We start from the raw sequence: 26,142 nt of genomic DNA on the forward strand, positions 1-26,142 counted from the left end.
TGAGCAGGGAGCAACCCGCACTTCGGTCACCGCCGATCACCAGGTTGGGAGCGGAATTCGACACGCAGCACACCGCTAGATACGGGCGTCGTTACTCATTCCGATGTCGTGGGCGGGGCCTGAACGGCTTCCGAGAATGGCTACTCGCCCATCATGCTCGCCGTGAATGCAGCCTCGGCTGGTGGGCCTTGATCGAAGATATCGCGCTGCCGGACAAGGAATTCGGCGTCGACCGCACCTCTCGGAACAGGGAGTGCGCCTGCTAGCTGCGATCTTGAACTTCTCGACGTCTTCCTGGCCGAGCGCGAGACTGCGACGTAGCACGCCAGGCCTGCTGCGGCACGGACCCGGATCAGTGCCGGGCAACCTACTGTGACGGCTTGCTAACGCAGTCAGGTCTAGACGCGGATACCCACCCGCTGGCTCAGCTCGCGGACATCGGTGCGCATGCCCGTCGGCGGTTTTTTCAACAGGTTCCGGAGCATGTCACGGGCGAACCCGTTGTATCGGATCGTCTCGGGCGCAGTCTGTTCCGACTTCACCAGCATCATCAGCGCCGCAGTGTTCTCATCGCGCTGCATGTAGGCACGGGCGACCTCGATGAAGTGGCGGCCACGACGGGGCACGGACACGATACGGTCAGTATCGATCGAACGGGCAGCACGCAACGCCTCGCCGGGCTGGCGCAGTTCCACGCCGAGAGTTGTTGCGTGCGCGGCCATAACCGGTTGGCAGAAGCTGGTCTGCACGTGCCGATACGTCGGGCCGAGCTGCCGAGCGATACGGCCGGCCCGCTCAAGGCCGCGCCAAGCATCGCCGGAGCGGCCCCGCCGGCCGTGGACGTAGGCGATCTCGAATTCCAGCGCGCCGACGATGCCGTGCCAATCATCGGGGGTCTCGGCGCGCTCGAGATAGGGAGTGATCTGGTCGATCACGTTGCAGGCCAGCGCAATCGCCTCTTCCCATCGCCCGGAATCACGTAAGGCTTGCACCATCGCCCAGGCGCTGCACGCGATGACATAGGGGTCGTCGGCCTCGTAGCCTTCGTTCACCGCGCGGTCGGCGACCATCCACACCAACTCGGGCGCGGGCTGGTACGCGACGTAGAAATCGGCCAGCTGGTACACACCGGCCAGGGTCCGGCGCGCGGCGCGGCGGTCCTCGGCAGTACGTGCGGCGGCCTGGGCATCGCGGATCAACCAGGCAGTAGCGCACCCAACTGCGAGCGGTGATCGGGGCTGGAGTGGCGGATACGCCATGCCTTGCGCAGCCGCTCATCGAGATGGGCGACGCTGACCCGCCGATCACTGGGCGTGATGCGATAGTCGGTCAGCGCGGCCTGCACATCAGTGAGGGCCGCGTGGCGTTCGCCCGCGAACACCGTGACCGGCACGGCGTGATCGTCTCCGGTGAGCGTGGCGAGATCATCCAGGTCGAGGACGCGGGCAATGCGCAACAACAACCCCAGGCTGGGAGTGCGTTGAATGTTGCCGTTCTCCAGCGCCTTCAACCATTCGGCGGACCGGCCGATCTGCGCGGCCAACACCGGCCGCGCCATGCCGACACGTTCCCGGTGCAGCCGGACCCGCTGTCCGATCTCGGTGGGAGTTGCTGAACCACTCACGAGGACCACCTCCTGGTCGTGTTGTCACGACAATCGCCAGCGTAACGGCATTGGGGGTACGTTCGTACCCGTTCACGGCGTCGGCCGGGCATACGTTCCACATTGCCCCGACGTCGGTTCGATCACCAGTCCCCGGCGTCGGGTGCACTCCAACACCGTTGCAAGGGACATGGAGACACCCGACATGGAAATCATCGTTGCCGCCACCATCATCGCGCTAGTGCTGGTTTTCCAGGCTGCTCACGCGCTGCCGGACGCCGAGCGCAGCCAGCGGCCGAAGCGGCTGACTGTCGCCGACATTCAAGCGCGCCTGGCAGCCGAACCACCACACCCATACGTACCGATCAGCAGGAGGTGGTGAGCGATGGCGTTCACCGAACCCGAGGCGAAAGTCCCTGGCGCACTGTCGAACCTCGACCCGCCGCACACGCTGACCGTGCGGCAACTCTGCCGCGCGACCCTACTGCCCGAGATCTCGGTCCATAGGGCGCTGCTGCGACCGTCGCGCACCGGGCTGGCGATGGGCACCATGCAAGGTCCAGCACAGTGGCGCTGCACGGACCGTGGACGTCTCGCGATCACCCGACCGGTGTACCGCGACTACGCAGGGATCCGACCATGAGCAACTATGTGATCGGATTCCTACGACCGGCCGTGTCCGGCGACCGATGGCGTGAAGACGAGGCGCGGATCCACGCGCATGCCGCGGAGCGCGGGTGGTCGGTGATCCTGGTGTACTACGGCGACCCGGACCGACCCGGCGGCGCGGTGATCAACCGCCTGATGAACCTCGCCTACAGCGAGCACGCCAACGGCGTGATCGCGCCGAGCGCAGACCATTTCGAACCTGACGACATCCCGGCACTCGTCAAGATCACCGAAGTGATCTGCATAGACACCGACACCAAATTCACCACCGCCAGTAACGACGGACAGGACCAGACCGGGCTGGTCAACCGGCGATAGGCGTGTCACCCACCGCCGTGACTGCATCCAAAGCGCCCCAGGGACAAGAGAATCGCCCCTGGGGCGCTCTCCTGCGGCGACACCGATCGTTATTGAACCGTTTCGCACTGAAATGTCGAAATCGGGCCCCTTCTCGGCAGTTAACAGGCGCGACACCCCTATATGCCGGAACCCAGCGGATCCCGTGATTGATGCCGAACTTTGACCGCGGAACACGGAATTGCATCAATTCCGGTCCCGTACGCGGATAAACGCGGGTTCTCCTGCCAGTACAGGGTGACGCCACTCCAAACGCCGAACATCCCACAGGAGCCCCGATGGAACGTCCCGAACCCGGAAAACACGCCCCGACCGGTACAGAACCCGCCAAGCCGCCTGCTCGTGACCGCGCCCATAAACGCTGGCACATCGACCGAGTAGACACCGAAGCGCTGACCACCACCCAACACGACCATGCCGTCACCCTCCTCGCCGACCTCCTCACTGCATGGACCCACCGTCACCACACCGACAACGGCGAACGGAACGCCGCATGACACGCGGCTACCGAAATACCCGCCACACCAACACATTCGAAAACCGATCGAGCGACAATAGACCCGGCGGCGCACCCCGACGCCCGAACCAGAATTCCGTTCTGCCACAGTATGTTTCGGACGTCCACGTTTGCGAGAAGCGTGTATCAATGGGAAGGACCGGCAGCATGGCGGGCACCAAGAAATCCTCACCATCCCGTATCGCCACTGACGTTGCCGTATGGGGACAGGACGTCCGGGTAGGGACTTACACCCGCCGCCCCACCACCGAAGACAACCAGCCCTACTCCATCGAAGCCCAGGACGCCCGCCTGGACTCCTATATCGATTCCCAGCCCGGCTGGCGACACACCGCCAGCTTCACTGACGACGCATCCGGTGCCAGCACCGAGCGGCCAGGTCTGCAATGTGCCCTGCAAGCTGCGCGAGCCGGGGTCATCGACGTGCTCGTGGTCTACCGAGTCGACCGGTTCTCCCGCAACCTGCGTGACCTGGTCACCCTGCTCGATGAACTCGACCGAGCCAAAGTCGTGTTCCGCTCCGCCACAGAACCATTCGACACCTCCACTCCTATGGGTCGCATGCTGGTGCAGATGCTGGGCATGTTCGCCCAGTTCGAACGCGACACCATCATCGACCGCGCCCTCGCAGGCATGGAACGCAAAGCCGCCAAAGGCAAATGGAAGGGCGGCAAACGACCCTACGGCTACCGAGTCGACAAAACCACACAGACGCTAGTGGTCGAAGAAGCCGAAGCCGCGGTGGTGCGCATGATCTTCGACCTTTATTCCTGCCGCCGTCTCGGTGCCCGTGCCGTCGCCGCGGAGTTGAACACTCGCGGACATCGCGCCAGCACCGGCCGCGAATGGTCCGGCCACCACGTCCTGCGATCCTCAACAGCCGGATCTACCTCGGCGAGTTAACCTTCCGCGGCACCACCGTCACCGACACCCACCCCGCCCTCATCGACACTGCAACCTTCGACCACGCCCAATCAGTGCTCGACGCACGCGGGGAATCCCACGCCCACCGCGTCGCCAACTCCTCGGACTACCTGCTGACCGGCCGCCTGCGCTGCCCACGCTGCGGGCGCGCCATGATCGGCACCCGCGCCACCGGACGCTCCCGCACCTACACCTGCTTCAACCGCGCCCGCTACGACACCGACAAGTGCGACTTCACCCGCCTCGACGCCGACTCCGTCGACGCCGCCATCCTCGAAGCCCTGGGCAAGTTCTACCGCACCCGCCACGATCTGATCCGCCGAGCCATCACCGCCCAGAAGCTCCACCATCACGACTCGAGTAGCGGCACCCGCGCCGAACTCGCTGCCGTCTCTGCCGAACTCACCAAGGCCCAACAGGCGATCGACCGCTATCTGAACGCCTTCGAAAACGGCACCCTCGACCCCGAACTCCTCGCCGGACGACTCGGCGAATTGCGGACCAAGACAACCCAGCTCACTACCCGCCGCGACGAACTCACGATCACGCTCGACAACGAACCTGTAGCCCCCGAGACCACCACGCTCGACGGCATCGCGGACCACATCGCGGAAATCATCGCAACCGGCAGCCGCACCCAAGCCAAGGCGCTGATCGAGGCGCTCGTCGCCCAAGTCGCCATCACCGGCCCCGACCGCCTCGTCCCCACATACCGCATCCCCCAACCCGGAAACGACATTGGGGCTGGTACCGCTTCCGCGGTACCAGCCCCAATGGAGTCGGTTCGTGCAATGACACGATCGGTGGAGCTAAGGGGAATCGAACCCCTGACCTTCTCGATGCGAACGAGACGCGCTACCAACTGCGCTATAGCCCCGTGCGGCTCCGGGGAACCGCGCTCAGTCACTCTAGCAAAGGTTGTTGCGAGACTCCGAATCGGGCGGTTTACCTGGGATTATGCGGAGTCACGCTGGTGTTATTCGCCGGCGGCACGGCGCATGTCGCCGCCGCCGGTGCGGTCGCGCAGGGCGCGGGCGGTGGCGGGGTCGAAGGGGTCGAGGTGGTCGAACATGGGGTCTTCGTCGTCGGTTTCGAGCAGGGCGGAGCGGCGGCGGAGGGCGCGGGCGGTGTCGCGGTCCATGGCGGCGCGGGCGGCTTGGGTTTGCCGGGGGCCTGCGCGGTGTTCGCCGAGTTGTTCGGCGCGGCTGAGGCGGGCGGCGCGGCGGCGGCGGATGTCTTCTTCGATGCGGACTTGCTTGCGCAGGTAGGTGAGGTAGCCGACGAGGACGAAGGCGGACAGGCCGCTGCCCCACCAGAAGTGCGGGCTCACGGCGACCGCGAGTCCGCCGCATAGCAGTCCGGCCAGGACGAGGCCGAGGACGGCGCGCTGGCGGAAGGTGTAGCGTGCGGCGCGGGCGATGGCGTCGGCTTCGGGGTCGTAGCCGCCGCGGCCGCGCCGGGTGGGCACGTAATCGAGGTCGTCGGAGTCGGTTTCGTAGTCGCGGCGGGCGAGGTCGTCGGCTTCGTCGTCGAGGTAGTCGTCGTCGGTGACGCGGGCGGGCGCGGTGGAGCGCGCGGGGGGTATCCGGGCCGCAGCCGGTTCGGTGCGCTCTTCGCCCACTACGTCATCATCGGCCGAGTCGTCGTGCGGCGCAGCCGGTTCGTCCACGTCGGCGGATTCGGTGCCGGCAGTGACCGTTTCGGTGTCGGCTGCCTCGGCGTCCGCGTCGGCCTGCTCGAGTTCGGCGTCGCTCAGCTCAGCGTCGTCCAGCTCGGCGTCGCTCAGCTGGGGGTCGGCGAGTTCGGTGTCGTCCAACTCGGTGTCGGCGAGCTCGGCGTCAGCGATGTCGGGATCGGGGTGGGGCACCGCGCCTTCGGTGATCGCGGGCAGGTCACCTTCGGTGACGGGTTCGTCGGCCGGTGTTGTCATCCGGTCCTCCGCATCATCGCTGTGGGGATGCTTTCTCTGTACGCGGCGTGGCCGCCAATTGGGGTCGGTTTCGTGGCCTGCGGCGGGTCCACTCTTGGTGCGCCGCTTGGAATCTCCGCGGACGAGCACTCGGGTGGCGAGTGCCGCGTCGGTGGTCCGCCGAATCCTCGGGTGCCGGTCGGCGAGGATGGGGAACAGGACGAAGACCCAGAGCACTACCAGGCCGATCCACAGAATCGAATTCGGCATTGCCGTCAGCACCTCCGTCCCGGCCTGGTGTGGTCCGTTCGGCCGGCGAGCGGTGCGCAGCACGCCCCGCGTCCGCCCGGCTTCCATCCGTCGCTGCGGCGTGGTCGCCGGTCGCCTCGCAGGCTCCCTGCCGGGGGTGCAGGACGCACCTCCGACGTCCGTAGGTTAATTCCGTGACGCGTCGAGATCCGGCAGGCGCGCCGTGCACATACGCCACACCTGTCACAAAGCCACCAATTCTTCCGCGCGTCGGATGCGCCGGGCGTGTCCGTATTGCACGATTCTCAGGGCAGAACGGCCCGGCCCTCGCGGACGAGCCGGTCGACGACCGTGCCCATGACCTCTTCCACGGTGATGCCGACCAGCAGGTGATCGCGCCAGGCGCCGTCCACGTCGAGGTAGCGGCGCAGCAACCCTTCCTCCCGGAAACCGACATTGCGCAGGACCGCTTGGCTGGCCAGGTTTTCCGGCCGCACCGTCGCCTCGACCCGGTGCAAGCCGACCTGCCCGAAGCAGTGATCGAGGCCGAGCGCCAGCGCCGCGGTCGCGACGCCCTGGCCGCTCAGATCCTTGGCCACCCAATAACCGATCCACCCGGAACGCAGCGCGCCGCGCACGATATTGCCGACGGTCAACTGCCCGCTGAAGGCGCCGTCCACCTCGATCACCAATGGAATCATCGCGCCGCGCCGCGCTTCGGCCTTCAGGCTCGACCACAGCGACGGCCAGTTGGACGCGTGGTTGCGCGCCTCCCAGGCGCCGCGACCGGTGGGTTCCCACGGCTCCAGATGGGCCCTGTCCCGCAATCGGATTCGGCTCCACGCGGCGGCGTCGCGCAGCCGCACCGGGCGCAGCGTCACCTGTCCGGCCCCGACGCGCACCGGACCGAGGCGCGCGGGCCAGCCCGGATGCTGCGTGACCCGGAACACGTTCATCGCCTCCACGCCTCAGCCGCGCTGGGCGAGGAAAGCGACCCTGACCTCGTCACCGGTGCGGATCTCGGTGTCGTCGGGGTCTATCACGATCAAACTGTTCGCCTCGGCGAGCGTGGCGAGCAGGTGCGACGACGCGCCCGCGCCGCCGCCGAGCGGTTGCACGAGGTAGTCGCCGGTGGCCTCGTCGCGCATGAGTTGCGCGCGCAGATAACCCTTGCGACCGGCCATCGAACTGATCGGGGTGATGGTCCTGGCCATGATGATCCGCCGCATGGGATGCCTGCGCCCCAACGCGATTCGGATCAGCGGACGGACCATCACCTCGAAAACGACCAGCGCGCCGACCGGATTGGACGGCAGCAGGAACGTGGGCACCTCGTCGCGGCCGAGCCGGCCGAAGCCCTGCACCGAACCGGGATGCATGGCGACACGGGCTATTTCGAGTTCGCCGAGCCCTTCCAGCGCCTCACGCACCTGATCCGAGGCCCAGCCACCCACCGCGCCCGCGATGACCACGACCTCGGAGCGCACCAGCTGCCCCTCGACCACGTCGCGCAACCGGCGCGGATCCGTGCTCACGATGCCGACCCGGTTGACGTCCGCGCCCGCGTCCCTGGCCGCGGCGGCCAGAGCGTAGGAGTTCACGTCGTAGACCTGGCCGGGGCCGGGTGTGCGATCGATATCGATGAGCTCACCGCCGACCGAGATCACCGACAACCGCGGCCGCGGATGCACGAGCACCTTGTCCTGTCCGACGGCCGCTAGTAGTCCCACCTGTGCGGCGCCGATGATGGTGCCCGCGCGCACCGCGACATCGCCGGGCTGCACATCGTCGCCGATGCGCCGCACGTAGTCGCCGGAGCGAACCGGCTCGTAGATCTTGATCTTCGCGCGACCGCCATCGGTGAAGTCCAAGGGCAGCACGGCATCCGCGAGCGTCGGCAGCGGTGCGCCGGTGTCGACGCGCACGGTTTGGCGCGGCTGCAACCGGATCGGCTGACGCGATCCGGCGATCACCTCGCCGACCACCGGCAGCGTGAGGTCGACCAGTTCGTCGTCCTCGTTGCGAATGTCGGTGCCCGCGGCGGCCACATCGACACTGCGCACCGCGTAACCGTCGATCGCCGCCTGATCGAATCCGGGCAGCGGTCGTTCGGTGACGACGTCCTCGGCACACAGCAGGCCCTGGGCCTCGGAAATCGCGACCCGGACCGGCCGAGGCGCGACCGCCGCGGCGGTCACCTTGATCTGCTGATCCTCAACCGAGCGCATCCAGCCCTTCCTGATCTCTCCGCACACCACCGATCGCACCGCGCGATATCGCTTCGGCACAACCAATTAGCGCACGCGACGGTGAACCATCATTCGTACCCGACGGTCCACTGTCGACGAAACCCACGCTCAGTCGTAGGTGGTCAGCTGCGGATCCCAGTCGGGACCGAGCCGATGCTCCAGCCACTCCCGAAGGGCGGGGCCGTATTCGTCACGTTCCAAAGCGAAATCGACCGCAGCACGAAGATAGCCGCCCGGGTTGCCCAAATCGTGGCGCGACCCACGGTGCACCACGACATGAACCGGATGATCCTCGGCGATGAGCAGCGCGATGGCGTCGGTGAGTTGCAATTCACCGCCCGCGCCCGGCTCGATTCGGCGCAGCGCGTCGAAGATGGCGCGGTCCAACAGGTATCGACCGGCGGCGGCGAAGGTGGACGGCGCGTCGGCGAGCGCGGGCTTCTCCACCATGCCCTTGACCCGCAGCACATTCGGATTCACCGCGTCCGGCACGGTCGCCACATCGAACACGCCGTACGCGCTGACCTCGTCCTTGGGCACGTCGATGGCGCAGAGCACGGTGCCGCCCCGCTTGCGGCGCACCCGGCACATCACGTCCAGCACGCCGGAGGGCAGCACCAGATCGTCCGGGAGCAGCACCGCGATGGCGTCTTCATCGTCATCGAGGGCGGCCTCGGCCTGGGCGACCGCGTGGCCGAGGCCGAGCGGTTCCTCCTGCACCACCGAGGTCACGTCGAGCAGCCCCGGCGCCTTGCGCACCTTTTCGAGGAGCTGGAATTTGCCGCGCTCGGCGAGGGTGCTCTCCAGCACCAGGTCTTCCACGAAGTGCGCGACCACACCGTCCTTGCCCGGCGAGGTGACGATCACCAAACGCTCGGCACCGGACTCGGCGGCCTCGGCGGCGACCAGTTCGATGCCGGGGGTGTCGACCACCGGGAGGAGTTCCTTCGGCACCGTTTTGGTCGCGGGCAGGAACCGCGTTCCCAGCCCGGCGGCGGGCACTACGGCCGTGCGGAAGCACGAAGCCAGCGTGGCATCGCCGGATTGTCCGGCCTTTGCTGTCATGCGCATACCCTATCCATCGTCACAGCCCCTGACTCGACGTCGAGCCGACCGGTATTCCGGTCAGCCTATGGTGATCGACATGGAGATGCCCGGTGAGCGCGAAAAACATGCATGGCGCACCGAAATTCTTGCTCGACGGGCGGCGATGCCTGCCGCGGAGCACGCTGCGGAGGTCGCGGCCCTGGTCACGGCGGTCGGGCAGCTCGACGTGGGCGAATGGGTCTGCGCGTACGTGCCGATGCGCGGCGAACCGGGATCGACCGAGATGCTCGACACAGTGCGGACGGCGGGTGCGCGGGTGCTGGTACCGGTCACCGGTCCGCCGGGACCGTTGAACTGGGCGGAGTACACCGGCCCGGACAGCTTGCGGCGCGCCAGGTTCGGCCTGCTCGAGCCGACCGGCGAGGTGCTACCGACCGACGCGATCGGCCAAGCGGACCTGGTCCTGGTCCCGGCGCTCGCGGTGGACCGGCGCGGTGTCCGGCTGGGGCGTGGGGCGGGTTATTACGACCGGACGCTGGCCGCGGCGGCACCGCAGGCGCGACTGGTCGCGGTGGTCCGGGACGACGAGCTGGTCGACCGGCTGCCCGAGCAGCCACACGACGTGCGAATGGGCTGGGCATTGACCCCACGCGGCGGGCTGCACCGGCTTGTCGAAGATCACGCCGCGGAATGAAAGGTAGATTGGCAACGTTGGCACTGTCGGCTGTAGAGTGCCAGATGACGAAACCTGCGGAGGATGCTGTGCCAACTTACTCGTATGCGTGCACCCAGTGTGACAACCGCTTCGACATCGTTCAGTCCTTTTCCGACGATGCGCTGAGCGTGTGCCCGGAGTGCTCCGGAAAGCTGCGCAAGCTGTTCAATTCCGTCGGCATCGTATTCAAGGGCAGCGGCTTCTACCGCACCGACAGCCGCAGCGGCGCGTCCACCGCGAGCGAGCCTGCCAAGTCCGACAGCGGTTCCAACGGCTCGAAGGACTCGAGCTCGTCGAGTTCCAGCAGCTCGGATTCCAGCTCGTCCAACGGCAGCAGCGCGACCACCAGCACCGCTGTGGCCAGCTGATTCGTCGAGTTATCCCCAGCCACTCAGTTATCCACAGCTAGCCCCTTTTCCGGCCTGGCGGGTGCGCGCACGGTCATAGGCTTTCGCCATGACTCGATCACCCGCCGAGCTCGGTCGTCAGCGCTTCGCAGTGTGGCGCCGACCGCCCTGGGCCGACAGCTTACTCGCCCGACGGCTCGGCGCCGCCGTCCTGATCGTGCTGGCGATCGCCTTGTTCCTGCGCGGCGATCCCGGCGCGGAACGAACGTCCGTCGTGGTCGCCGGACGCGATCTCGTGCCGGGGCACGTGCTCGCCGCGAGCGATCTGCAGTCGAGTCCCCGCGAAGCCGCCGCCCTGCCCGCCGGTGTCGTGCGCAATGCCGCCGACGTGATCGGCGCCACCCTGACGGGGGCGATGCGGGGTGGCGAGATATTCACCGACATCCGCGTCGTCGGCCCGCGCCTGGCCGCCGCCGCGACCGGTGCGCGGGACGCGCGGATCGTGCCGATCCGGTTGGCCGACAACGCCGTCGCCGAAATCCTGCGCGCCGGCGACCGAGTCGACGTGGTCGGCGGCGAAGAGCAAGGCGCGCGCCCGACCCGCACCCTGGCGACCGATGCCGCGGTCGTGCTGGTGTCCAGCCCCGGCGACGGACGGGCCGCGAAGGAACGCGTGGTGTTGGTCGCGATGGACTCCGAACACGCGACGATTGTCGCGGCCGCGTCCCTGCATACCGCGCTCACCGTTGTCTTCCATTGAGTTGTCCACACATTTGCCATCAAGGTCAACTAGCATCGGCGATACCACAGGCGTCGACCGCCGAGCACGACTTGTCAGCTCCACACGTAGAGGAGATATCGGCAATGCTCAAGGGATTCAAGGATTTTCTATTCCGCGGAAACGTTGTCGACCTGGCGGTGGCGGTGGTCATCGGCACCGCGTTCGTCGCGATCGTCACCGCGTTCACCAATGGCATCGTCAACCCGATCCTGGCCGTCTTCGGCGGCAGCGACGAACTGGGGCTCGGTTTCCAGCTCGTTGCCGACAAACCCGCGACCTTCGTCCAGGTCGGCCCGATCATCACCGCTGCGATCAATTTCGCGATCATCGCCGCGGTGCTGTATTTCGTGCTCGTGCTGCCCGCCATGCACGTGAAAAGGAAGTTCAGCCCGGAAGCGGTCGAACTCAGCGACGCGGAGGTGCTCATCCAGATCCGCGATCTGCTCGCCGAAGGCCAACGCAGCGCGGGCGGTAAACACGAATCCTGAATTGCTTGCGCGGCAACGAGAAACGGGCCCGTCGCGCAACGACAGACCCGTTTACTTTGTGCGAGTTGCTATTCGACGTCAGCCGAGGATGAACGGCTTACCCCACAACGTCATCCAGGTGACGACGGAGTCGGTTTCCACGCTGAGACTGACGAACGCCCGCGCCTGCGCATAGCCGTCACAACCGGACAGGTCGATGACCTCGTCGGCCCAGCTCACCGCTCCGATGTTGCCTTCGAACTGATTACGCGTCGGGTACGCCACACTGCCGAAGTACTCGTCCTGCTCCAGATCCAGCACATAGAACGACTTCGCCTGACCGCGCTCGAGCACCAGCTTGGCACCGGTGACCACCCCGGCGTCGGAATCGACTGCGTCCCCGGTCCAGTCCAGATCACCGGTGACACCACCGCCGGCGATGTCCACCTCGCAACCGACGGTGTACCCCGGAAAGATGGAACCGGCTTTGCCACCCGGCGTTCCGGCCAACTCGACCTGCGCCTTGCCCGCCACCCGCGCGGTCCGGTGCCCCGGCACGGCGCCCATGGTCGGCGTGATCGCGACCGACTCGTCGACCAGCGCGAGCCGCACCTCCGTGCCGTCGGCCAGCGTCTTGGTGGTCTCGCCACCGGGCAGCGGAATGAAGATCTCCGCGGTGGCCGCGCCGGTCGAGAACAGGCCCAACGCGACAGTAGCGGCGACCCCGAGTCCGACGCGGGACGTCAGTTTCTTACGGTTGATCATGGTTGTCGACCCCTAGCGGAACGAATTCTCAGGCAGCGAGCAGAGCTGCGCCGACGCGGCTGCCATCGGGGTGGGCAGTGCCGCCGGCGGCAGTCAGCAACAGCAAGCGGACCCGTCGCGGTAGCGACGGGCCCGCTTGACTTGTGCGAGTGGAGTGTTCGGCGTCAGCCGAGGCTGAAGGGCTGGCCCCACAGCGTCACGTACGACATGACGTTGTCGGTCTCGACCTTGACCTTGACGAACGCGCGAGCCTGCGCGTAGCCACCGCAGCCGGACAGGCCGATGGTGGAATCGGCCCAGGTGACCGAGCCGTTGGTGCCCTTGAACGTGATCTGGCTGGAGTGATCTTCGTTGCCGAAGTCGTCGGCCACTTCACGATCGAGCAGGTAGAAGGCCTTCGCCTGGCCGGGGCCGAGGCTCAGGTTGCCGCCACCGTTGACGCCGACGTCACCGTCGCTACCGTCCCACTTGCCACTGGCTTCGACGCCGGCCGAAGCGCCGCCGCCGTCGATGTTGACCTGGCAGCCGACCACGTAGCCCGGGCGGATCTTGCCACCCGTGGCGCCGTCACCGGACACCTCGACCCGCGCCGAACCGGACACCCACGCGTTGCGGTGCACCGGGGTCGAGCCCAGGGACGGGTTGATGTTGGCGGATTCGTTGACCAGACGGACCGTCACCACGGTGCCGTCGGACAGCGTCTTGGTGATCTCGCCACCCGGCAGCGGCACGAAGGTGTCCGCGTTCGCGGCACCGGTGGAGAACAGGCCCACGGCGATGGTTGCGGCGGCACAGACACCGGCTGCCCGCGCCACGTTCTTACGGTTGATCATGTGTAATTCCCTCAGGGGTTGAGTTCGTTTCAGCGAGAAGAGTTTTCGACAGTCGACAGTCGTCAGCCAATGCTGAACGGCATCCCGTAGAGGGTGGTCTTCGAGTAGTGGTCACCGATGATCTCGACCACGGTGTAGGAGCGGGCCTGGGCGTAGCCCGCGCAGCCCTGGATCTCCATCTCGACGTCCTGGTACTCCACGGAGTAGGCACCCGGCTTGGTGATGTCCTTCAGTTCGATCTGCACGAACTTCACGTCGCCCGGACCGAGGTTGATGCCGAACGAACCACCGAGGCCACCACTGGTGAGATTGGCGTTGGCCGACAGGCCGAGGCTGATCGCGTCATCGGCGATGCTGACCTGACATCCGATGATGTAGCCGGTGTTCAGCTGCGACGTACCGTGCGTCGAGGAGTTGTTGGTGCCGGGGTTGTTGGTCGCGCCGTTCCAGGGGCCGACCTTGCCTTCCGGGGTTTCGGTGACATCCGCCGACGCGTTGCCGGAAACCCAGACAACGCGGCCCGCGCCGTTGGCCGCGAGCGACGGCGACACGACGGCATGCTCTCCGGTCCGGGTAATGGTCACACCCGGGCCACTCTTCTGGCCGTCCGGCAACGGCACAAAAACATCGGCGCTGGCGGCGCCGGTCGAAAGCAGGCCCATGGCCACGGCAGCGGCAGCGCCGACGCCCGCTACGCGGGCTCCGCGGCGCAGACCGTTGGTGCGGTTCTCGCTCATACTTCCCCTCATCAGGTTAAAACAGTCAACCTCGACCATCGAGGTTGGACAGGTGGTCCTCGCAGGCCCAGCTCAGTTTGTCGCGCCTTTGTTGCCAGTGTGTAACCGACAATTTAGTTCGGCGCGACGCTCCGGCTGGCGACCGGAACCGAGCCAGGTTCCGCCGGATCGACACGTACGTGCCGCACCCGGGCCCAGGAAGTCCAGTGTGGGTGGCTCGTGCGAACATTAAACGCTAGGTAACGGCGCTGCAACGCAAGCTTTCGTAAAGATCAATGTGATGTAAATCACATTCGTTAACATGCAAACATCGTTTGACGTGCATTTATTAGTGGCGGAGACAGTCGAGACCGACCGCCCGGTGCTGACGAAGTCACTAAAGCGCCAAGCGCTGAATACGGGACAGAGCCGTACATATATCGGCCGAATAACGGCGATGTGAAACAATCACAAGTAAATTACGGCGAGCCGACTTCTCAATACGTAGCTACTACGTAGATTTGGGCAATCAACCGTGGTGCGGCGGCTTCTGCGCACGCAGCCAATCATCGGACGAGGACTCGTTGCCGGAGTCGTCGCCGCGTTCGTCGCTCGTGGTGTCTGGGAGGGTGTCGCCGAAGATTTCGGCGAGACGCGCCGCATCCCTCGCCCGGCGAGCGGCCGGACGAGGGATGTCGTCGGAAGAACCGGAGCCCGAAATTATTCGACCAATCCGGACAGTTCGCCGATCACCTTGCTGGCAAGCGGGCCGAGCGTCGCCATTCCGTCGCGCACCGCGGCCCGGGTGCCGGGCAGGTTGACCACCAGGGTGCTGCCGGAAATGCCGGCCACACCGCGCGAGAGGCCCGCGTCGAGCGACCCGGCCACCCGGCCGGACGCACGCAGCGCCTCGCTGATGCCGGTCAACTCGCGATCGAGCACCTGCGAAGTGGCCTCGGGCGTCACGTCACGCGGGGACATGCCGGTGCCGCCGACCGAGATGACCAGGTCGACACCGCCGATCACCGCGGTGTTCAGCGCATTACGGATCTCGACCTCGTCGGCCTGCACCGACACCGACGCGTCGACGAGGAAGCCTGCCTCGGTGAGCAGCTCGGTGACCAGCGGGCCGAGCGAGTCAACACCTCCATGCGCCGTTCGATCATCGACGACCACCACCAGAGCACGCCCCGCCACCGGAGCATCGATTTCCATGGTGCTCACCGTAGCGCTTGTGCGGATAACCTCTGCGGCCGTGTCGAGCAGCGGCGTCCAGCCACCCTGCAGCACCCGCATCATCGGCCGCCGTCCGCGGGCGCACCGGTGAGGGTCACCTCGACGGTCTTGGAGTTGCTGCCTCGTTCATCGGTATAGGTGACTTTCACCTTGTCTCCTGGTTGGTGCGAGCGAACCGCGGCGACGAGCGCGTCGCCGGTGTTGATGCTGCGATCGTTGAGTTTGGTGATGATCACGCCTGCGGGGATGCCCGCCTTCGCGGCCGGGCCGTCCGGAGTGGACTCCAGCACCCGTGCGCCGTTGATCGAATCCTGCGCCTGGATCTTGACGCCGATCTGCGCGTAGGTGGCGTGGCCGGTCTTGATGAGCTCGTCGGCCACCCGGCGGGCCTGGTCGACCGGGATGGCGAACCCGAGTCCGATCGAACCGCTCTGCTGACCGACGCCGGGCTCGCCGGCGCCGAGGCTGGCGATCGCGGTGTTGATGCCGATGAGCTTGCCGTTGCCGTCGACCAGCGCACCACCGGAATTACCGGGGTTGATCGCGGCATCGGTCTGGATGGCGTCGATCACCGGGTTCACGCCCGCCGGATTCTGCGGGCCCTCGCCCTGCGTCGACACCGGGCGGTTCAGCGCGGAGACGATGCCGGTGGTCACGGTGCCCGCCAGGCCGAGCGGCGAGCCGATCGCCACGACCGACTGGCCGACCTGCAGATTCTCCGACGTGCCGAGCTCGATCGGGGTCAAGCCGGTCTTGCCCGAGACCTTGATGACGGCGAGGTCGGAGACCGGATCGGCGCCGACGATGGTCGCGGGGGCGGAGGTGCCGTCGGAGAACAGCACCTCCATCTTGGCGCCGGGGCCACCGCCCGCGGCCACGTGGTTGTTGGTCAGGATCAGGCCGTCGGAGGAGAGCACCACACCGGAGCCCTCGCCCTCGGCGCGGCTGCTGGCGACCTTGATCATCACCACGCTGGGCAGCACCTTCTGCGCGACCGCCTGGGTCGAGCCCGCCGGGGCGTTGGAGACGTTGTTGACATTGGGTTTCGGCTGATCGAGCGCGTTGCTGATCGTCGAGCGGCCGTCGTCGGAGTGGGTGGCCAGCGCACCGACCGCGCCGCCGACGCCACCACTGACCAAGGCCAGGGCGACCGCGCCCAGCACCAGGCCGGTCCGGAACGGACGCTTGGCGGGCTGAGCCTGCGCCCCGAACGGCGCGCCCTGCTGATCGAACGGTCCGCCCTGTGCCGTCTGCTGATCGAACGGCTGTCCGCCGTACTCCGGGCCGGGGAACGGCTGGGTGTGCTGGTGCGGCGGATACTGGCCCATCGACGGCTGCGCCTGATACGGCGACGGCTGTGCCTCGTACGGCCCGTACCCGGACCCATGCGGCGAGTAGGCGGCATCTGGCCCGTACGGCGCGCCGCCGGGGTTTGCCGGTGCGGCCGGGATCTGATCGGTCGGGTTGGGCTGATCCGGTGCGGTGTGCGCCGGCTCGTCCCGCCGGTCCTTCGAATCCTCGGTCATGGACTCCTCGTTTCTCCTCAGCGTCTGCCGACCAGCTTGACGGCGACTACTGAGAGCGGACTGAGACCGTGCTTTCAATTGTCCGAGACTGTGTACCCACTTCGCGCGGCCGTAAGGCCGCTACCCCCGCCACACAATACGGGTCCGGCGCACGCTTCGCGCGCTGTCGAATTCACCGGATCCCACTCCCTGGAACACGCGTTATGCGGATCTCGTATCCAATAAAGCCCGGCTTTGTCCAGCGCGCGTTTTCAGGCTTCCACCGGTCGACCGGCTTCACCGGGCAGAACGATCCGGATTCGCGCGCCGCCCCGGCTGGAGGTCTCGATGCCGATCGTGCCGCCGTGTTTCGTCACGACCTGCTTGACGATCGCCAGGCCGAGCCCGGAGCCGGGCATGGAGCGCGAGGCGGTGGTCCGGTAGAAGCGTTCGAACACCAGCTCACGTTCGCCCGGCGGAATACCGGGGCCGGCATCGTCGACGGTCAGTTCGAGCAGACCACGCCCGGTTTCGCGCATCTCGACGTAGACCTGAGCCCCCGCCGGACTCCACTTCGCGGCGTTGTCGAGCACGTTGAGAATCGCGCGCTCGAGGCCTGCCTCGTGGCCGTAGACGAACCAGGGCTGGAATGCCGAGACGAACTCGACCGAGCCACGGCGCCGCCGGGCCCGTTCCAGCGCCCGCTCGGCTACCTCGCCGAGATCGACTCGCTCGTACACGGTTTCGGGCGCGTCCTCGCGCGCCAGATCGACCAGGTCGCCGACCAGGTTCGACAGCTCCTCGATCTGCGCCATCACATCCGAACGCAGCTCGGCCATGTCCTCATCCGGAATGCGCGGGGCGCCGGGGCGACTCGACGCCATCAGCAGTTCGGTGTTCGTGCGCAGCGACGTGAGCGGGGTGCGCAGTTCGTGCCCGGCGTCGGCGACCAGCCTGCGCTGCCGGTCCCGTGATTCGGCCAGCGCGCGCAGCATGGCGTTGAAACTCTCGGTGAGCCTGGCGAGTTCGTCGTCGCCGGTCACCGGGATGGGCGTCAGATCGTCGGTGCGGGCGATGCGCTCGGTGGCGGCGGTCAGCCGTCCGATCGGGCGCAAGCCGGTGCGGCCGACCGCCGTTCCCGCCGCGGCGGCCAGCACGACGCCGCAGCCACCGACGACGAACAGCAACCACGCGAGCCGATCGAGCACGTTGCGGGTCGGCTCCAGCCGCTGCGAAATCACCAGCGTCGCGCCCTCGTTCGTGCGCACCGCGAGCACGCGCTGATTGGCGACGGTGCGCAACGACGAACTGGCCTGGCCGTGGAACACCGCCCACTCCGGCGCCCCGACCGGTGGAATCGTCGCCTGCGGTACCGAATACGGGCCGATGTCGGGATAGATCAGCACGATGCCGGTGTCCGGGTAGAACGCGGTCGCCAGCGCCAGATTCTGCAGGTTGAAGCCGTACGGATCGATGGCGGTCACCGCGTTCGCCCTGCTGCGCAGCTCGGTATCCACGTTCGCGTACAGGGCGCGCGCGACCAGCGCGTACGCCGCGATCGAGGTGACCGCGACCGCGATCGCCACCACCGAGGCGGCGAGCAGTGTCACCCGCCAGCGCAGCGAGACGGAGCGGGTGAGCGGGATCGGCGGACGCATCTCCGCCGGATCGGGCGGACGCTGTCCGAGCCCGGCGACCACCGGCCGCTTGGGAACAGTTCGTGCCATGGCTTTCCCCCTACGGGGGCGTCTCCCGCAGCACGTAACCGACACCGCGCACGGTGTGGATGAGGCGCGTCTCGCCCTCGGCCTCGGTCTTGCGGCGCAAATAGCCGATGTAGACCTCGAGCGCGTTGCCGGAGGTCGGGAAGTCGTAACCCCAGACCTCCTCCAGGATGCGACTGCGGGTCAGCACCCGGCGCGGATTGGCCATCAGCATTTCCAGCAGGGAGAACTCGGTGCGGGTGAGGCTGATCCCGCGCTCGCCGCGGGAAACCTCGCGGGTCACCGGATCCAGCGACAAATCCGCGAACGTCATTGCCTCGGAAACCTCGCCGGGATCGGCGGTCGTGCGGCGCAGCAGCGCGCGCCAACGCGCGAGCAATTCTTCCAACCCGGACGGGTTCGGCAAATAATCGTCGGCGCCGGCCTCGAGTCCGGCAACTCGCTCGGACACCGAATCCCGTGCCGTCAAAACCAAAATCGGAAGATCGTCACCGGTGCTGCGCAAGCGCCTGCAGACCTCGAGGCCGTCCATCCGGGGCATCATCACGTCGAGTACCAAGGCGTCCGGCCGCTGACTCGTCGCCTTGTCGAGCGCGTCGACACCGTCCACCGCCAGGTCGACGGAGTAGCCGTTGAAGGTCAGTGACCGGCGCAGCGACTCCCGAACGGCGCGATCGTCGTCGACTACCAGAATGCGCATGCGACCAGTTTGACCGTATCGACTGAGAGGTGACTGAGAGGGGACGCTCGACACGCCGCGCCGGGCTCGGCCCGGCACACGCACACCAGCAGCCGGTCAGCTATCAGCGATCGCACGCCGTATAGATCAATCGTCCAGGAAGTATGTAGACTCACTAACTCAAACGGCGCGAAACCTGTTCCGCGTAGCCATATTCGGCCATCGGCAGACCCAGTCCCTACGGATTGCCGACGGCCAGTCAGCACGGTATGTTCCGTGCGGTAAAAAGAAGACCTTGAGTTGGTTCTCGGCGGGTTGATCCAGACTGCTCCTAGACAGCCACCATTCGGGGACCATGCGCGGAGTGGAGGCGACGGAAGCGGAATGGAAGCTGCACCGCGTTCCTGGCAATTCAGCCTGTCCAACATGTCGGTCACGCGCAAGGTCGGCATCGTCCTGCTGCTGCCGGTGCTGCTCGCCTCCGCCTTCGCCGGACTGCGCATCAAGGACGAGCTCGGGGTGATCTCGAAGCTCGACGCGGCTACCGAGCAGGCCCGCATCCTGCGCCCGATGCTCGAATTCGGCGAAGCCACCGAACAACTCGCGATCGCCGCGGTCAACGCCAGGCCCGAGGACCCGATCGACTCGGTCGCCGCCAAGTTCGATCAGGCGGCCATCGATCTGGAAACCGCGCTGCGCACGAAGAAATCCGACGACGGCACCACCAAGGAACTGCCCGCCGCCATCGCGGTGGCCCGCACCATGCGCAACGGCCTGCGCACCTCCTCCCCCGCGACCATCGGCGGACAGGTCGACGAGGTCGGCACCCGGATCATCACGGCGATCTCGGTGTCCTCGTCGATCGAGGAGATCGTTATCCAGCGCTACTTCCTGCAGCTGGGCTTGATCGCCAACGCCTCTCGCCTGCTCACCCAGGAGCAGATCATGTCGGCGACCGCGGGCGGCGGCAACCCGGCCGCGCTCGCGGGCATGCTGACCACGCTCGGCGCCGAGATGATGCTGACGTACTCCTATCCGCAGATGAGTCCGTCGTCCGCGACCAACGCGCAGGTGCTGACCGACGCGGTGCAGACGCGCATCGGCGCGCTCAGCCAGAACCCGAACAGCCTCGGCAACAACCCGGTGATCACCGATTCGTTGCGCACCAGCTCCGACGCCTACCGCCAGGCCACCACGGCGCTGCTCGGCACCATCGACTCCAAGCTGGCCGACCGGACCATCGAGCTGCGCAGCGCGGTGCTGCGCGACGTCGCGATCGTGATCACCACGCTGCTCGCCGGTCTCGCCCTGGCCCTCGCGGTGGCCCGCTCGCTGGTCGTGCCGATTCGCCGGCTGCGCCACGACGCGTTGCAGGTCGCGCACGTCGATCTGCCGAACGAGATCGAGGTGGTGCGCACCGGCGGCGCGACCCCGAAGATCACGCCGGTCGACATCCGCACCACCGAGGAGATCGGCCAGCTGGCCCGCGCGGTCGACGATATCCACCAGGCCTCGCTGCACCTGGCCGCCGAGCAGGCCCGCCTGCGGGTGCAGATCGGCAGCATGTTCGAGACCCTGTCGCGGCGTAGCCAATCGCTGGTCGAGCAGCAGCTGGCGCTGATCGAGGACCTCGAGCACGACGAGGACAACACCGAGCGGCTGCAAAGCCTGTTCCGCCTCGACCACCTGGCCACCCGGATGCGCCGCAACGGCGACAACCTGCTCGTGCTGGCCGGTACCGCCCTGCGCCGCGGTCAGCTGCACCCGGTCCAGCTCTCCGACATGCTGTGGAGCGCGGTCTCCCAGGTCGAGGATTATCAGCGCGTCGAGATCGGCGCCGTCCCCGACGGCATCGTGGCCGGCGAGCCCGCCATCGACATCGAGCATCTGCTCGCCGAACTGATCGACAACGCGCTGCGTTACTCGCCGCCGACCACACCGGTCACGCTGTCGGTCTCACGCGCCGTCGACGGTGGCTATCTGATCGAGATCATCGACCGCGGCCTCGGCATGTCGACCGAGGATCTGCGCGCCATCAACGACCGGCTGAGCTCCGGTGGTGAGGTCACCGTCGAAACCGCCCGCCGAATGGGACTTTTCGTGGTGGGCAGGCTGGCGAAGCGGCACACCATCACCGCGAGCCTGCGGCGCACCTCCACCACCGCGCAGCAGCCCGGCGTCACCGCGAGCGTGCACCTGCCCGGCGCGCTGGTCGCGCCGCCGCTGGACGCCACCGACCCGACCGGCAAGCCGCTGGAACTGACCGGCGACTACGACCTGCCCGCGCAGCCGCGCACCCTGGTGCCGGTGCCGAGCCTGCCGCAGCACACCTCGCCGCGGTTCGAGGTGAGCAGCTCCGGTCTGCCGCAGCGCAGGCCGGCCATCCGGGTCGCCGAGCCGCCCGGGCAGCCCGCCGTCTCGGTGTCGACGCGGACCAACACTCCGGACACCGATTCCGACGCACAGCCGCCGACGCAGCCGTGGTCGATCAACACTCCGACCGACGATCGCTCCCCCTTTGGTCCACCGACTGTGGGCGTGAGCGCGCCGATCCGGGCGGCCGACGCCGAGCCGGAGCGGCCGGCCGGCCTGTGGGCCGAGCCGGAACCCGAGTCGCCCCAGCGCGAATCGTCCGAGCGCGAATCGTCCCAGCGCGAGCCGGAACCGGAACTGACGGTGCCCCAGCAGCGGGTGCCACGGGAGCCGCAGCAGCGCGAGTCCGAACAGCACAAGGCGGGGCCGAGCGCCGAGCGGGAGCCGGCCCGCACCACCTCACGCTCAGGCCTGCCCATGCGCCGCCCGGCCGCGGTACCGGAACCCGCGCCCAAGCCGACACCTGCCCCCGCACCCGAGCGCACCCCCGAGCCCGCGACGGTCACTTCCTCGCGGTTGCAGCCGGTGGCAGGCGCCTCGCCGACCCCGATCTACCAGCGCATGGTGTCGGAGTGGCTGGTCGAGCCCGCGACGTCGCAGGCCGCCGAGAGCACCTGGACCTCGCCCGCCGACGTCGGCTGGACCGCAGCCGAAGAGGCGACACACCCGACACCTACCGGCCGCACCAGCGGTGGACTTCCTATCCGAACGCCGGGCGCGCAGCTCGTCCCCGGCGGTCTGGCCCAGGCAGACGAATCGGGAGCCCGTGATCCCGAGGAGATTCGGAACAACCTGACCAGGCATCTCAGTGGGGTCCGCAGTGGGCGGGCCAATGCGCAGTACGACGACGGAGGGCTTGCATGACCAACGCGAACAGCACCACGGATGAGAACCTGAACTGGCTGGTCGCCAGATTCACCCGGGACGTACCCGGCGTGTCCCACGCGGTGCTGGTGTCGGCCGATGGCCTGCTGCAGGCGACCAGCCCACACCTGCCGTCGGACCGGGCCGAGCAGCTCGCAGCCGTCACCGCGGGTCTGGCCAGCTTGTCGATGGGCGCGGCGTCGCTGTTCGACGGCGGCAAGGTGATGCAGTCGATCGTCGAGATGCAGCGCGGCTACCTGCTGGTGATGAGCGTGGGCAACGGCTCGCACCTGGCCGTGCTCGCCAACAAGTCGCACGATATCGGGCGGATCGGCTACGAGATGGCGCTGCTGGTCGACCGCGTCGGCACGGTGGTCACCGCCACCGCGCGTACCGCGGTTTGAGCAGGAGATGTCCAATCCCTACGGACCTGGACCCCGACCGACCACGCGCGTCCGACCCTATGCCCTGACCTCCGGGCGTACCGAGCCCGCGGTCGACCTGCCGCTGGAAGCGGTCATCGAGACCCTGTCCTACACTGCGCATCTCGACTGGCCCACCGGTGATGTCCGCACGGATATCCTTCGGCTCGGGACACACCGGCTTTCCGTCGCCGAGATCGCCGCTCACTTGGATCGTCCGCTCGGCATGATCCGGGTGATGATCGGTGACCTCGTGGTAGACGGCATTGTGCGTCTGCATTCGACACTGACTGACGAGGCGAGTTTCGACGAGCGCCGTTCTTTGATGGAGAGGACTTTGCGTGGACTCCGTGCCCTATAAGAAGATCGGGCCCGACACCAACCCCGGCCAGCCCGACGGGGACAATCGGACCGCGTCCACGAAGATCGTGGTGGCGGGTGGTTTCGGGGTAGGTAAGACAACATTTGTCGGCGCGGTGTCCGAGATCGTTCCGTTGCGCACCGAGGCCATGGTGACCCGGTTCTCCGACGGCATCGACGATCTCGCCGATACACCGGAGAAGGAAACCACCACGGTGGCCATGGATTTCGGCCGGATCATCCTGCCGGGCAACCTGGCGCTGTACCTGTTCGGCACGCCCGGCCAGCGACGCTTCTGGTTCATGTGGGACGACCTGATCCGCGGTGCGATCGGCGCCGTGGTGCTGATCGATACCCGCAGGCTGGAGGACAGCTTCGCGGCGGTCGACTTCTTCGAGGCGCGTCAGCTGCCGTTCCTGGTCGCGGTCAACCGTTTTCCGAACGCACCCCGCTTCCCGATCGCCGAACTGCGCGAGGCGCTCGCGGTGCGCGAGAGTGTGCCGATCGTGGATATCGACGCGCGCAACGCCAACGAGGTGCGCCAGTCGCTGGCCGCGGTGACCGAGTACGCCATCCAACGCCTCGCCGCGCAGGAGCGCGAACAGGAACAGGCGGTGCTGTGAGCGGGGCTCTTTCGTGACCTACTTCAGCATGGGTTACTGGATCATCGGTCTGTCCGTTGCGGTTTCCGTGGTCGGTGCGCTGGTCGGCTTCAGTTGCATCCAGCATTCGACCCGCTCGGTGACCTCGAAGTTCCGGGTGGTGTGGCAGGCGTCGGCGGCGATCTCGATCGGCGGGGTCGGGGTCTGGCTGCCGGTGTTCGTCTCGATGCTCGGTGTCACGGTGCCGGGCAGCCTGGTCCGCTACGACGTGTGGAGTGTGGCCGCGGGAGCGGTGATCTCGGTGCTCGCGGTGTGGGCCGCGCTGGCCATCATGGGCCGGACGCTGAACGTCGCGCGCCTGATCGGCGCCGCGGCCATCATGGGCGGTGGTTTCGGCCTGATGCACTTCCTGGCCTTGGACTCCATGCACATTCAGGGTTCGACCACGCTGGCTCCGCTGCTCTTCGCCGGCGCGGTGGCGATCGCGGTCGCGGTCTCGGCCGCCACCCTGTGGTTCGCCCAGCCGAGGCGGCCGTTGTCGCTGCTGATCGGCGCGGCGGTGGTGTTCGCGGCCGGGATCACCGGCATGCACTACACCGATCTGCTCGGGCTGGAGGTCGATCTCGCGACGACCAGCGCGACGCCGCCCGGTGAGGATCTGTTCGGGTTCTTCGTGCCCGCGTTCGTGGTCGGCATGCTGTCGTTGGCCGTTCCGATCAGTGCGATCCTGATCGCGCCGGATCGGCGTACCTCGATTCCGGTGCGGGCGCCCGCGCCGAGTTCCGCGTTCTGAGCTGATTCGGGTGGCCAGGGTTCGGCAATGCCGCCGAATTCCCCGTCGACCCGATTTACAGTGAGAGATATGCGTTTCGGTCTCGACTACGCCGGGGGTCGGCCGGGGGGTGCGGCGATCCGCGCGGCGGGTTTCGACTTCGTGGTCCGGTATCTGTCCGACGGTGGTCCCACGCTGCCAGGCAAATTGCTGACCCCGGCCGAGGCGGATGATCTACGCGCACATGGTGTGTCGATCGCGTCGAACTGGGAGACCACCGCGGCCAGGATGCTGGACGGCTACGGTGCCGGGGTCGTCGATGCGCGGGCGGGCCTGGCGCAGGTGCTGCGCTGCGGGGGCAGGCAGGATCGCCCCATCTACTTTTCCGCCGATTTCGACGCGACGCCGCAGGATCAGCAGCGGATCAATGCCTATCTCGATGGTGCCGCGACTGTGCTCGGTCGCGCGAATGTCGGTATCTACGGCGGGTATTGGTCGGTGAGCCGCGCGCTGGATTCGGGCAGCGCCACCTGGGCTTGGCAGACCGACGCCTGGTCGGGCGGCAATGTGGAGACGCGGCGCAATATTCATCAGACGTTGCGCCAGCCGGTCGTCAATGGCGTGGTCTGCGATTTGAACGTGGCCGAGACAACCGATTTCGGTCAGTGGGATTTTGCCGAGGAGGCGGACGTGACGCCGGAGCAAGAAGCAGTGCTGCGCGATATCCAGATCCAGTTGCGCGGGCCGGGGCTGTCGGGCTGGCCGCAGCTGGGCACCGACGAGCAGGGCCGCAATCGCACGCTGGTGGACGGCGTGGCCGCCGCGTTGGCCCGGATCAGCGAGCTGGAGGACGAGGTCGGTGAATTGCGCACCGAGATCAGCGAATTGGAGGCGACTACCGCCGAGCTGACCGAGCAGGTGGAACGATCGTGCGGTCGGCGGTGGCCGTGGCCGCTGTCGTTGGTCGAAGGGCCGGCGAACTTGGTGGGTGAGCAGTTGGCGCGACTGGAGTCGATGTTGCCCGATCTGCCCGGTTTGCCGGGGCAGGGTGGGGGTACGCAGCACACATCCAGTAGTGATGAGCTGGATTCGCGGGCCAAGCGGTGAGTCGGCTCGTGCGGGCTGTTGTTCCGCAGGGGCGCAGCGGTGGTGCCGCGGCCGGAATGTTGGCGATGAGCGGGTTCTCTCGGAAACCGGGAGAACCCGCCCTCGTGCACGAGGGTACCGGGGCCAGGACACGACCGCATCACTTCCGGGAGACTTTTCCGCCGCTCAAAAACCAACCAACAGTAGGTATTTCGCCTGGTAGCTACCGGGTCGCAATCTGATCGTGCACGAGGTTGCAACGTAGCTCCGAACAGGGCGGTAGCTGTCGGATTGCCATTTGTTCAGGGTACCTAACGAAAGTTGGCTATCAACCCGGCGCGACGGCCGGATCGGCCGTTCCACCCCGGCCC

Annotated in this window: 27 protein-coding genes, 1 tRNA gene and 1 pseudogene; 15 read left to right on the forward strand and 14 right to left on the reverse strand. The window is 67.2% G+C overall.

What is annotated here, in order from left to right; genetic code table 11:
* Nucleotides 1–398: 398 nt before the first annotated feature.
* Entirely contained in the window at nt 399–1,199 is an 801-nt protein-coding gene (locus DBO33_RS38020) for a hypothetical protein (protein ID WP_234391264.1), read from the reverse strand.
* Nucleotides 1,196–1,624 (reverse strand): helix-turn-helix domain-containing protein, encoded by a 429-nt coding sequence (locus DBO33_RS44305; RefSeq protein ID WP_234391265.1) that lies wholly within the window; start codon nt 1,622–1,624, stop codon nt 1,196–1,198. The genes DBO33_RS38020 and DBO33_RS44305 overlap by 4 nt, the downstream gene beginning before the upstream one ends.
* Nucleotides 1,625–1,793: 169 nt before the next feature.
* Between DBO33_RS44305 and DBO33_RS38025 the strand changes: the two genes are divergently transcribed.
* From DBO33_RS38025 to DBO33_RS43720, 5 genes and pseudogenes are all read left to right on the forward strand, one after another.
* Complete coding sequence (locus tag DBO33_RS38025) at nt 1,794–1,985, forward strand: hypothetical protein (protein ID WP_159080722.1); 192 nt, start codon at nt 1,794–1,796, stop codon at nt 1,983–1,985.
* Between the two features lie 3 nt (nt 1,986–1,988).
* Nucleotides 1,989–2,246, forward strand: a complete 258-nt coding sequence (locus DBO33_RS38030) for a hypothetical protein (protein WP_107659341.1) — start codon at nt 1,989–1,991, stop codon at nt 2,244–2,246.
* Entirely contained in the window at nt 2,243–2,590 is a 348-nt protein-coding gene (locus DBO33_RS38035; RefSeq protein WP_107659342.1) for a hypothetical protein, read from the forward strand. Before DBO33_RS38030 ends, DBO33_RS38035 begins: the two co-directional genes overlap by 4 nt.
* Nucleotides 2,591–2,907: 317 nt before the next feature.
* Complete coding sequence (locus tag DBO33_RS38040; protein WP_107659343.1) at nt 2,908–3,126, forward strand: hypothetical protein; 219 nt, start codon at nt 2,908–2,910, stop codon at nt 3,124–3,126.
* 167 nt (nt 3,127–3,293) lie between these two features.
* Nucleotides 3,294–4,294: pseudogene (locus tag DBO33_RS43720) on the forward strand (recombinase family protein); the annotation flags it as partial.
* Nucleotides 4,295–4,874: 580 nt separating this feature from the next.
* Here the strand turns inward: DBO33_RS43720 and DBO33_RS38050 are convergent.
* The 5 genes from DBO33_RS38050 to DBO33_RS38070 all read right to left on the reverse strand — a co-directional run bounded on the left by DBO33_RS38050 (nt 4,875) and on the right by DBO33_RS38070 (nt 9,542).
* Nucleotides 4,875–4,947: transfer RNA gene (locus DBO33_RS38050), tRNA-Ala, on the reverse strand.
* A gap of 99 nt (nt 4,948–5,046) precedes the next feature.
* Complete coding sequence (gene sepX / locus DBO33_RS38055; protein ID WP_107660950.1) at nt 5,047–6,249, reverse strand: divisome protein SepX/GlpR; 1,203 nt, start codon at nt 6,247–6,249, stop codon at nt 5,047–5,049.
* A 284-nt stretch (nt 6,250–6,533) separates the two neighbouring features.
* Complete coding sequence (locus DBO33_RS38060) at nt 6,534–7,184, reverse strand: GNAT family N-acetyltransferase (RefSeq protein ID WP_107660951.1); 651 nt, start codon at nt 7,182–7,184, stop codon at nt 6,534–6,536.
* 12 nt (nt 7,185–7,196) lie between these two features.
* Nucleotides 7,197–8,456, reverse strand: a complete 1,260-nt coding sequence (glp, locus tag DBO33_RS38065) for a molybdotransferase-like divisome protein Glp (protein ID WP_107660952.1) — start codon at nt 8,454–8,456, stop codon at nt 7,197–7,199.
* Between the two features lie 129 nt (nt 8,457–8,585).
* Nucleotides 8,586–9,542 carry a UTP--glucose-1-phosphate uridylyltransferase gene (locus DBO33_RS38070; protein WP_107660953.1) on the reverse strand — a complete coding sequence of 319 codons (957 nt, stop codon included), beginning with the start codon at nt 9,540–9,542 and terminating at the stop codon, nt 8,586–8,588.
* A 79-nt stretch (nt 9,543–9,621) separates the two neighbouring features.
* On the opposite strand from DBO33_RS38070, the gene DBO33_RS38075 reads away from it, so the two are divergent.
* The 4 genes from DBO33_RS38075 (at nt 9,622) to mscL (ending at nt 11,855) form a co-directional block, all read left to right on the forward strand.
* Nucleotides 9,622–10,218 carry a 5-formyltetrahydrofolate cyclo-ligase gene (locus DBO33_RS38075; RefSeq protein ID WP_234391267.1) on the forward strand — a complete coding sequence of 199 codons (597 nt, stop codon included), beginning with the start codon at nt 9,622–9,624 and terminating at the stop codon, nt 10,216–10,218.
* A 68-nt stretch (nt 10,219–10,286) separates the two neighbouring features.
* On the forward strand, nt 10,287–10,607 hold the full coding sequence (locus tag DBO33_RS38080) for an FmdB family zinc ribbon protein (protein WP_107660954.1): 321 nt from the start codon (nt 10,287–10,289) through the stop codon (nt 10,605–10,607).
* An 88-nt stretch (nt 10,608–10,695) separates the two neighbouring features.
* Complete coding sequence (locus DBO33_RS38085) at nt 10,696–11,346, forward strand: SAF domain-containing protein (protein WP_107659345.1); 651 nt, start codon at nt 10,696–10,698, stop codon at nt 11,344–11,346.
* Nucleotides 11,347–11,450: 104 nt separating this feature from the next.
* Entirely contained in the window at nt 11,451–11,855 is a 405-nt protein-coding gene (gene mscL, locus DBO33_RS38090) for a large conductance mechanosensitive channel protein MscL (protein WP_107659346.1), read from the forward strand.
* Between the two features lie 78 nt (nt 11,856–11,933).
* On the opposite strand, the gene DBO33_RS38095 is transcribed toward mscL, so the two are convergent.
* The 7 genes from DBO33_RS38095 to DBO33_RS38125 all read right to left on the reverse strand — a co-directional run bounded on the left by DBO33_RS38095 (nt 11,934) and on the right by DBO33_RS38125 (nt 19,313).
* Nucleotides 11,934–12,599, reverse strand: a complete 666-nt coding sequence (locus tag DBO33_RS38095) for an MspA family porin (protein ID WP_107659347.1) — start codon at nt 12,597–12,599, stop codon at nt 11,934–11,936.
* A gap of 164 nt (nt 12,600–12,763) precedes the next feature.
* The gene (locus tag DBO33_RS38100) at nt 12,764–13,432 is read right to left on the reverse strand and encodes an MspA family porin (RefSeq protein WP_107659348.1); all 669 of its coding nucleotides are present in this window, start codon (nt 13,430–13,432) and stop codon (nt 12,764–12,766) included.
* 62 nt (nt 13,433–13,494) lie between these two features.
* Nucleotides 13,495–14,169 carry an MspA family porin gene (locus DBO33_RS38105; RefSeq protein ID WP_107659349.1) on the reverse strand — a complete coding sequence of 225 codons (675 nt, stop codon included), beginning with the start codon at nt 14,167–14,169 and terminating at the stop codon, nt 13,495–13,497.
* A gap of 699 nt (nt 14,170–14,868) precedes the next feature.
* On the reverse strand, nt 14,869–15,363 hold the full coding sequence (locus DBO33_RS38110; RefSeq protein ID WP_040739017.1) for a MogA/MoaB family molybdenum cofactor biosynthesis protein: 495 nt from the start codon (nt 15,361–15,363) through the stop codon (nt 14,869–14,871).
* Between the two features lie 80 nt (nt 15,364–15,443).
* The gene (locus DBO33_RS38115) at nt 15,444–16,910 is read right to left on the reverse strand and encodes a S1C family serine protease (RefSeq protein WP_107659350.1); all 1,467 of its coding nucleotides are present in this window, start codon (nt 16,908–16,910) and stop codon (nt 15,444–15,446) included.
* A gap of 251 nt (nt 16,911–17,161) precedes the next feature.
* Nucleotides 17,162–18,616, reverse strand: coding sequence for an ATP-binding protein (locus DBO33_RS38120; RefSeq protein WP_107659351.1), 1,455 nt, complete (start codon nt 18,614–18,616; stop codon nt 17,162–17,164).
* A gap of 10 nt (nt 18,617–18,626) precedes the next feature.
* A complete protein-coding gene (locus tag DBO33_RS38125) occupies nt 18,627–19,313 on the reverse strand; it encodes a response regulator transcription factor (protein ID WP_107659352.1) in 687 nt (228 codons plus the stop codon).
* A 363-nt stretch (nt 19,314–19,676) separates the two neighbouring features.
* Here DBO33_RS38125 and DBO33_RS38130 point away from each other — a divergent pair, with 363 nt between their 5' ends.
* From DBO33_RS38130 to DBO33_RS38155, 6 genes are all read left to right on the forward strand, one after another.
* Nucleotides 19,677–22,529 (forward strand): sensor histidine kinase, encoded by a 2,853-nt coding sequence (locus DBO33_RS38130; RefSeq protein ID WP_107659353.1) that lies wholly within the window; start codon nt 19,677–19,679, stop codon nt 22,527–22,529.
* The gene (locus DBO33_RS38135; protein ID WP_107659354.1) at nt 22,526–22,933 is read left to right on the forward strand and encodes a roadblock/LC7 domain-containing protein; all 408 of its coding nucleotides are present in this window, start codon (nt 22,526–22,528) and stop codon (nt 22,931–22,933) included. The genes DBO33_RS38130 and DBO33_RS38135 overlap by 4 nt, the downstream gene beginning before the upstream one ends.
* Before the next feature lie 7 nt (nt 22,934–22,940).
* Entirely contained in the window at nt 22,941–23,312 is a 372-nt protein-coding gene (locus tag DBO33_RS38140; protein ID WP_107659355.1) for a DUF742 domain-containing protein, read from the forward strand.
* Nucleotides 23,302–23,934, forward strand: coding sequence for a GTP-binding protein (locus tag DBO33_RS38145; RefSeq protein WP_407670644.1), 633 nt, complete (start codon nt 23,302–23,304; stop codon nt 23,932–23,934). Before DBO33_RS38140 ends, DBO33_RS38145 begins: the two co-directional genes overlap by 11 nt.
* Nucleotides 23,935–23,947: 13 nt before the next feature.
* Nucleotides 23,948–24,706 carry an MHYT domain-containing protein gene (locus DBO33_RS38150; protein ID WP_107659356.1) on the forward strand — a complete coding sequence of 253 codons (759 nt, stop codon included), beginning with the start codon at nt 23,948–23,950 and terminating at the stop codon, nt 24,704–24,706.
* A gap of 69 nt (nt 24,707–24,775) precedes the next feature.
* Nucleotides 24,776–25,792, forward strand: a complete 1,017-nt coding sequence (locus DBO33_RS38155; RefSeq protein WP_159080723.1) for a glycoside hydrolase domain-containing protein — start codon at nt 24,776–24,778, stop codon at nt 25,790–25,792.
* Nucleotides 25,793–26,142 lie beyond the last annotated feature (350 nt).

The organism is Nocardia suismassiliense, from assembly GCF_900269665.1.
Classification (GTDB): domain Bacteria; phylum Actinomycetota; class Actinomycetes; order Mycobacteriales; family Mycobacteriaceae; genus Nocardia; species Nocardia suismassiliense.

Coding starts and splice junctions, on each gene's coding strand:
- DBO33_RS38040 (WP_107659343.1), top strand. CDS start 2,908: ATGGAACGTCCCGAACCCGGAAAACACGCCCCGACCGGTACAGAACCC.
- DBO33_RS38070 (WP_107660953.1), bottom strand. CDS start 9,542: ATGACAGCAAAGGCCGGACAATCCGGCGATGCCACGCTGGCTTCGTGC.
- DBO33_RS38135 (WP_107659354.1), top strand. CDS start 22,526: ATGACCAACGCGAACAGCACCACGGATGAGAACCTGAACTGGCTGGTC.
- DBO33_RS38025 (WP_159080722.1), top strand. CDS start 1,794: ATGGAGACACCCGACATGGAAATCATCGTTGCCGCCACCATCATCGCG.
- DBO33_RS38130 (WP_107659353.1), top strand. CDS start 19,677: ATGGAAGCTGCACCGCGTTCCTGGCAATTCAGCCTGTCCAACATGTCG.
- DBO33_RS38035 (WP_107659342.1), top strand. CDS start 2,243: ATGAGCAACTATGTGATCGGATTCCTACGACCGGCCGTGTCCGGCGAC.
- sepX (WP_107660950.1), bottom strand. CDS start 6,249: ATGCCGAATTCGATTCTGTGGATCGGCCTGGTAGTGCTCTGGGTCTTC.
- DBO33_RS38120 (WP_107659351.1), bottom strand. CDS start 18,616: ATGGCACGAACTGTTCCCAAGCGGCCGGTGGTCGCCGGGCTCGGACAG.
- DBO33_RS38115 (WP_107659350.1), bottom strand. CDS start 16,910: ATGACCGAGGATTCGAAGGACCGGCGGGACGAGCCGGCGCACACCGCA.
- DBO33_RS38030 (WP_107659341.1), top strand. CDS start 1,989: ATGGCGTTCACCGAACCCGAGGCGAAAGTCCCTGGCGCACTGTCGAAC.
- DBO33_RS38095 (WP_107659347.1), bottom strand. CDS start 12,599: ATGATCAACCGTAAGAAACTGACGTCCCGCGTCGGACTCGGGGTCGCC.
- DBO33_RS38105 (WP_107659349.1), bottom strand. CDS start 14,169: ATGAGCGAGAACCGCACCAACGGTCTGCGCCGCGGAGCCCGCGTAGCG.
- DBO33_RS38075 (WP_234391267.1), top strand. CDS start 9,622: ATGGAGATGCCCGGTGAGCGCGAAAAACATGCATGGCGCACCGAAATT.
- DBO33_RS38155 (WP_159080723.1), top strand. CDS start 24,776: ATGCGTTTCGGTCTCGACTACGCCGGGGGTCGGCCGGGGGGTGCGGCG.
- DBO33_RS38100 (WP_107659348.1), bottom strand. CDS start 13,432: ATGATCAACCGTAAGAACGTGGCGCGGGCAGCCGGTGTCTGTGCCGCC.
- mscL (WP_107659346.1), top strand. CDS start 11,451: ATGCTCAAGGGATTCAAGGATTTTCTATTCCGCGGAAACGTTGTCGAC.
- glp (WP_107660952.1), bottom strand. CDS start 8,456: ATGCGCTCGGTTGAGGATCAGCAGATCAAGGTGACCGCCGCGGCGGTC.
- DBO33_RS38085 (WP_107659345.1), top strand. CDS start 10,696: ATGACTCGATCACCCGCCGAGCTCGGTCGTCAGCGCTTCGCAGTGTGG.
- DBO33_RS38140 (WP_107659355.1), top strand. CDS start 22,941: ATGTCCAATCCCTACGGACCTGGACCCCGACCGACCACGCGCGTCCGA.
- DBO33_RS38125 (WP_107659352.1), bottom strand. CDS start 19,313: ATGCGCATTCTGGTAGTCGACGACGATCGCGCCGTTCGGGAGTCGCTG.
- DBO33_RS38060 (WP_107660951.1), bottom strand. CDS start 7,184: ATGAACGTGTTCCGGGTCACGCAGCATCCGGGCTGGCCCGCGCGCCTC.
- DBO33_RS38110 (WP_040739017.1), bottom strand. CDS start 15,363: ATGGAAATCGATGCTCCGGTGGCGGGGCGTGCTCTGGTGGTGGTCGTC.